We start from the raw sequence: 5,228 nt of genomic DNA, 5'->3' as shown, positions 1-5,228 counted from the left end.
GAGCGGCACGCGCTGGGCGGTCGCCTCGAGCAGGTCGGCCAGCACTTCGTTGCGGATCAGCTCGGGGCAAGCCGGCCCGAGCAGGATTTCATTCTTGAGTGCCGGATCGTGCGGGAAGGACGGTTCGGGCGGCGGCGTGGTGGCGAGGCCGGACATCAGGGTTTCGTTTATCACAAGCTGCGGCGGGGGAGGATTTCTACTGTAACGGGTCAAGCGCTGTCATTGGCGCTGTGCTCTGGTTGAAGTGCCAACACGGCCGGCACGTCCATCCGCATTAAGACTTGGCGGGAAGCATTATCGTTCCCGTGCTCTGCCGTGGACACTCAAACAACCAGTAACAGGCTCTTACGCACATTTTACCGTGCGCGGACCCGATTCCCGCCAAATCAGCCGAGTGTGAATGCGCCGCCGCGCTCCAGCGCGCGCTTGTAGGCCGGCCGCTGGCGGATGCGGTCCAGGAAGTCCATCAGCTTCGGACGCGTCGCATTGAGGCCACCGCGTGCGGCCGCCGCTTCGAGCGGGAAGCTCATCTGGATGTCGGCGGCGCTGAATGTATTCCCTGCAAACCATTTGTTCCGGCCGATTTCGCTCTCGAGGTAGTCGAGGTGGCGCTCGATCTGCGGCTCGATGAAGGAGCGCTTGGCGCGCTTTGCGATCGCCCTGGCGACCGGCTTGACGATGAAGGGCAGCGGCCCGTTCTCGATGCGGTCGAACACCAGCTTCAGCAGCAGCGGCGGCATCGCCGAACCTTCCGCGTAATGCAGCCAGTAGGTGTAGCGCAGCCGCTCGGCACTGCCGTGTTCGGGCGCAAGACGGCCGTTGCCGTAGCGCTCGACCAGGTATTCGATGATGGCGCCGGATTCGGCGATTGTCAGGCCACCGTCGGTGATGACCGGCGACTTGCCGAGCGGGTGGACCTCGCGCAGCGAAGCAGGCGCCAGCATGGTCTTTGGGTCGCGCTCGTAACGCTTGATGTCGTACTCGAGGCCGAGTTCTTCCAGCAGCCACAGCACCCGCTGCGAACGGGAATTGTTGAGGTGGTGGACGATGATCATGGGATTATTAATTTTAGGTTGTATGACCTATTCTCCCACGACCGGTGAAAATCGGCCTAACCCAGCACGCCGGAGATGAACGCATCCACCGCGGAGGTATAGCTGCCCGGCGTGCCGAGCTGCTCGTTGATCTGGCGATGCGACAGCGGCTCTTCCAGCACCTGCATGCGCACGCCGAGCGATGCGGCCTTTTCGGCGAATCGCCGCGCCTGCGGGACTGCACTCCTGCGCTCGCTCGAGGCGACCACAAGCATGGGCGGCGCGCCGGCGGCGAGCTGGTGCCACGGCGATGCCCGCCGCCAGAACACCGGGTCGCCGCCGAACGCGCGGTCGTGCAGCGGCAGGTGCCGGCCTTCCATGGTCATCACCACATCCAGCGACGCACTATCGAGCAGCACCGCACCGCGCCACGGTTGTGCGCCCTGCCGCAATGCGCGCTCGGGCGCCGCCGATACCAGCGCAGCGAGATGTGCGCCGGCGGAATGGCCCATCAGGATGAACTTCGACGGATCGCCGCCCCACGATGCCGCCTGGCGTTGCGCCGCGATGAGGGCGCGCCGGAGGTCTTCGGCCTGCTCGACGGGATCGGCGTCCGGCAGCATGCGGTAATTGGTGGAAATGAACACGTAACCCTGCGGCACCCAGTGCGTCACCTTGTTCGCGACGACGGAACGCATCCCCTTGTCGCCACGGTACCAGCCGCCGCCGTGCGCCATCAGGATCACCGGCGCATTCTGCACGCCGCGGCGCGGCAGGTAGACATCGAAACGCTGCGCGTTGTCGCGCCCGTAGGCGACGTCGCGAATCGCCTGCACCTCCGGGCTGATGCTTGCCATCGCCTCGTCGTCGCCCTCGTCCAGTTCGTCGCGGCGCGCGGCGCGGCGCTCGCGCAAGCCTTGCGACCAGGCGGCAGGGTTGGCGGCAGCCATCATCAGCATCGCAAGGAAGATGCGGCGCTGCCGGTTGCCATCAGGATTGTGCATGTCACGCTCTCGCGGTCGTTGGTCATGCACACAGCGTAGCGCGGCACGCGTGGCCGCTTCAACGCAGGATTTGTATCGGAACGTAGGGTATTGCCGCCGGGCGTAAGCAAGTGATGCGCCCTTGCGGAAGATCAACGATCAGATATCCACCGGGTCCACTTCCAGCGACCACTTCGCGCGCGTCCTGGTTGCGCGCAGCGTTTCCATCCACAGCTTGAGGAAGGATTGCAGCGCCGGGCGCGACGGCGATTCGACCAGCAGTTGCGCACGCTCCACATTGGCCACGCGCGTGACCGTCATCGGGATCGGATCGTTGATGGTGATGCCGGGATGCTCGACACAGTGCGCGGCATGCTGCAGGAAGGCGATCGCGGTGTCGAGTTCGCGCGCTTCCGCGCGCAGCAGCGCCTGGTACATGAAAGGCGGCACGCCGGCCTGCTTGCGCTCTTCCAGCAGGTCGGCGGCGAAGCGGTCGTAGTCGTGCGCCATCACCGCGCCGTACAGCGGATGCGTTGGATAGCGCGTCTGGATCAGCACTTCGCTCGCATTGCCGCCCTCCTTCTGTCCCGCCCTGCCCGCGCGTCCGGCGACCTGCATCAGCTGCGCGAACAGCCTCTCGCTGGCGCGGTAGTCGTGCGAGAACAGTGCGGTGTCGGGGTTGAGCACGCCGACCAGCGTGAGGTTACGGAAGTCATGCCCCTTGGCGACCATCTGCGTGCCGACCAGGATATCCACCTCGCCGCGGTGCACGCTGTCGAAGGCGGACTGCGCGCTGCCCTTCAGGCGCGTGGAATCCGCGTCGATGCGCAAGATGCGGGCCTGCGGAAACACCAGCTGCAGGCTTTCCTCGATACGCTGCGTGCCGCGTCCGAGCGGCTGCAGATCGACGTTGCCGCAAGTGGGACAGGACTTGGGGATGCGCATTTCGAGGCTGCAATGGTGGCAGCGCAGGCGGTGTTCCGGGCGGTGCAGCACCATGAAGGCGGTGCAGCGCGGGCAATTGCCGATCCAGCCGCAGGCGTCGCAGGCGAGCACCGGCGCGTAGCCGCGGCGGTTGAGGAAGAGCAGCGACTGTTCGCCGCAATCCAGGCGGCGCTTGATGGCGCTGACCAGCGAGGAGGTCAGGCCTTCGCCGGGCTTGTCGCGTTCCATGTCGACCAGGCGCACTTTCGGCAGCACCGCGTCCTTCGACGCGCGCTCGCGCAGTTCCAGCTTGCGGTAGCGGCCCGACTGCACATGCTGCCAGGTTTCCAGAGAGGGCGTGGCCGAGCCGAGCACGATCGGGATCTGCAATTGCCGCGCGCGCCACACCGCGAGGTCGCGCGCGGAATAGCGCAAGCCTTCCTGCTGCTTGTAGGACGGATCGTGTTCCTCGTCGATGATGATCAGCCTGAGCCTGGGCAGCGATGCGAGGATGGCGAGGCGGGTGCCGAGCACGATGCGTGCGTGGCCGAGATGGGCCGACAGCCAGTTGAGCAGGCGCTCACCCTCGGCCAGCCCGCTGTGCAGCGTCGCCAGGCGCACACCGGGAAAGCGGGCGCACACATTGGCCTCGACCTGCGGCGTGAGGTTGATTTCGGGGACCAGGATCAGGACTTGCGCATCCGCGTGCCGTGCGAGCACCTGCGCCGCCGCCTGCAGGTAGACCTCGGTCTTGCCGCTGCCGGTCACGCCGTACAACAGCGTGGGCGCGAAGCCTTCCGCAGCGGCGATGGCGTCGGCCGCCTGCTGCTGCGCCGGGTTCAGCACCGGTGCGTTGGCGGGTTTGGGATCGTGCGCGAGCGCGAATTTGGCGATCTTCTTCAGCGCGCGTTCCAGCGATACGGGCTTTTCCGCGCGCAGGTTCTTCGGCAGGCCGGGGACCGCGACCTCACCCAGCGGGCGCTGGTAGTACTCCGCCGCGAAGCCGCACAGCGCGAGCCATTCCGGTATCAGCGGCGCCAGCTGGGTACGCACCGCCAGCACATCCTTGAGCTTGTCGGCCGGGACCTCGGTGCTGTCGCTGACCCCCACCACGAGGCCGACCACTTCCCTGCGTCCGAAAGGCACGAGCGCGAGCTGGCCCGGCTCCGGGACGGCATCGCCGGGGGCGCCGTTCCAGCGGTAGTCGAAACAGGTGTCGAGCGGCGTGTCGAGGGCGATCTTGAGGTAAAGCTGGGTCACGTTGTCTTGTTGGATGCTCGTTGGCATCCTGTCAGCTGTTCTTCATGTAATTCTTGAAGAAAAGGGCTAAAGCCGCGATTCATAAAGACTTTTTGAGAAACCCACAGACTCTGTGGATAACTTTGTGGGCAACTCGCTCTTGACAGCTGGCAACCCCAGGTTTCATGCGGGTTTCAACAAATTGCCCATTTGAAAAGCAAAAAATTTTCTCTTTTAAATCAAGCACTTGAAATGTCAAGTTGGCGACAAAAAATATTTTGTTCGCAAAAAAGTTGCGGTGCCGCACAAATGCCGAGACGACTGCTTTATGTGAGTAAGTCCGGCGCATCCCTCACTTTTCAACTGGATTTTTTCCTACAACGCTTGACAAACCGGTTCTTTTTTCCGTTGCAATCTTGAAAACAAAAAACATTCGCCACCTGGCTTCCTGACCTGGATCAAGGAATCGGAAGGCATTGTTGTTTTGGCAAAACTTAATGTGATTGTTGAAGAATCGACCTAAATGTCCGTTTCATAAGAGCTTTTTCCACTATCCACAAACTCTGTGGATAACTTTGTGGAAAAGCCCCTCTTGACAGCCCGCAGAGCCCGGATTTATGCGGCTTCCGACAAAATGCTAAATTGAAAAGCAAAAATTTAGTCTTTAAAAATCAAGCACTTGTAAATCCGGTGCGGGCCGGAAAAATTGATTCCAATAATTATTTATGCTGCTTTGCACAAATCGACAAATGTGAATAAGCCGTTTGCCGCCGTCCGAAAGTGTCCGACTGACGATATAGCCTGTCTACAGACCGCGCACAGCAATAGTTTTGCGCTATCTGTGCACTAGTTTTCCTCGCGCAATGCGCGGCTCATCTCGTGCACCGCCTCGACCAGCACCGACACCGATTCCGGCGGGGTGAATTGCGAAATGCCGTGGCCGAGGTTGAACACGTGCCCATGCCCGGCTTCCGGCTTGCCGTAGGAATCCAGCAGCTTCGCCACTTCGTCGCGGATCTGTTCCGGACCGGCGAACAGCACGTTCGGA

Annotated in this window: 4 protein-coding genes; all 4 read right to left on the bottom strand. The window is 62.6% G+C overall.

The features are described 5' to 3' along the window. Window positions 1-386: 386 nt before the first annotated feature. Complete coding sequence (locus AYR66_RS23760; RefSeq protein WP_088710056.1) at window positions 387-1,055, bottom strand: glutathione S-transferase; 669 nt, start codon at window positions 1,053-1,055, stop codon at window positions 387-389. Between the two features lie 56 nt (window positions 1,056-1,111). Then, window positions 1,112-2,038 (bottom strand): alpha/beta hydrolase, encoded by a 927-nt coding sequence (locus AYR66_RS23755; RefSeq protein ID WP_234815067.1) that lies wholly within the window; start codon window positions 2,036-2,038, stop codon window positions 1,112-1,114. A gap of 138 nt (window positions 2,039-2,176) precedes the next feature. Then, window positions 2,177-4,228: a primosomal protein N' gene (locus tag AYR66_RS23750; protein WP_088710055.1), complete on the bottom strand. Its 2,052-nt coding sequence runs from the start codon at window positions 4,226-4,228 to the stop codon at window positions 2,177-2,179. Window positions 4,229-5,026: 798 nt separating this feature from the next. Further along, window positions 5,027-5,228, bottom strand: a 202-nt coding sequence (locus AYR66_RS23745; protein WP_272938372.1) for a uroporphyrinogen decarboxylase family protein, incomplete at its 5' end; no start/stop codon positions are given.

It is taken from the genome of Noviherbaspirillum denitrificans, assembly GCF_002211445.1.
GTDB lineage: Bacteria > Pseudomonadota > Gammaproteobacteria > Burkholderiales > Burkholderiaceae_D > Noviherbaspirillum > Noviherbaspirillum denitrificans.
Note: the sequence above shows the minus strand (reverse complement) of the source record. Positions and strands in the feature narration are given on the sequence as shown.